The following is a 1324-nucleotide window of genomic DNA, read 5'->3' as shown; positions in this document are numbered from 1 at the left end:
CCAGCTTGCCCCGGCCCCAGACGATATCGGTGCCGGTGTCACCCGCATCCGCCGCCGTGCGCAGCAGGATTTCGACAATCTCGCGGCCTGTCAGATTGGGGAAGGCTTCCTTGAGTAGCGCCATGGCACCGGCAACGACTGGCGAAGCGAATGACGTGCCGCCCATGCGCCAGCAGCTGTCCTCACAGTCACCGACCACTTCGCTGCCCGGTGCGGAAATATATACGTTCTGGCTGACACCGGCGCGGTTCGAGAATGTCGCCATGGCACCGTCAGGACCGTGAGCCCCCACGACGATGATAGCCCCCGCGAAGCGCGGGTCCGAGGCATAGCGCCCCGGCCATTCTGGGCTGGTGCCCTCCTCGTTACCCGAGGCGATGGCGAAGATGACGCCGGCATCGACGCCGCGCTTCAGAGCGGCTTCAAAGGCGGCTCCGAGAGGGCCTTCGCCACCCAGAGACATGTTGACGATACGGGCACCGTTGGCGACGGCATAGTCTATAGCGCGCACCAGATCGGACGATTTGAAACAGACATCGTCTTCGGGATCGGTGCAGTCGGATACCTCGGCGCGGATCGACATGATCGAGGCGTTGAACGCCACACCGACGGTGCCACGACTGTTGAAGGGGGCGGCGATAAAGCCGGCCACGCGGGTGCCGTGTCTGTCCGGGCCCTCGGGGCTGTTTCGGCCGATGACCACGTCGGTCGAGCGCGGCGAGATGTTGGCGGCCAGATCGGGGTGATCCATATCGATGCCGGAATCGATCACAGCGACAGTCACGCCCTGACCTGTCGCACCGGCCTGCCAAGCCGAATAGACCTTGGTGTCCGCTACGCCCCAGTTCAGCGTGTACTCACGAGCGGACTGCGCCGGAATGGGTGGCGGCTGGGTGGGCGGAGGCGTCGGTGGAGTGGGGGGCGGGGGCGCGGGCGGCGTAGGCGTGATTATCGAGCCACCACCGCCACCACCGCCGCCGCCACAGGCAGCCAGCGGGAGTGCGAGCAGGCCCGCCGTCAACGCAATCGATGTGTACCTAGCCTGTGTCATGAACCCTACTCCCCACACTCTACCTTTCATTTATTGTAACGCTTGAAAGGCGTTAACCACCCTCGACCCCATTTCGGGGAGAAGGCAAGTCACAAATGCCGGGTAAGACGGGGAAGATTGGGGGCATGCCTCAGATTGGGTGCTGCCACACGGCCATGAAGGCATAGCCGGGTTTGGCATCGCGGCGGTGCTGTTCGTCACGGATGGCGGTGGCGTGCAGTTGCAGGGACGAGCCGTCCGGCAGGGCGTGAAGGCTGCGTACGCTCATGTCGA

The 1324-nt window shown here is 64.4% G+C and carries 1 protein-coding gene; it reads right to left on the bottom strand.

Annotated features, from left to right (window positions below; all coding sequences use genetic code 11):
- On the bottom strand, positions 1-1051 hold a 1051-nt coding region (locus LOX95_RS14165; RefSeq protein ID WP_242915705.1), incomplete at its 3' end, for a S8 family peptidase.
- Positions 1052-1324 lie beyond the last annotated feature (273 nt).

It is taken from the genome of Brevundimonas pishanensis (genome assembly GCF_022750635.1).
In the GTDB taxonomy this organism is placed as follows: Bacteria; Pseudomonadota; Alphaproteobacteria; order Caulobacterales; family Caulobacteraceae; genus Brevundimonas; species Brevundimonas pishanensis.
This window is presented reverse-complemented; position numbering and strand designations above follow the sequence as displayed.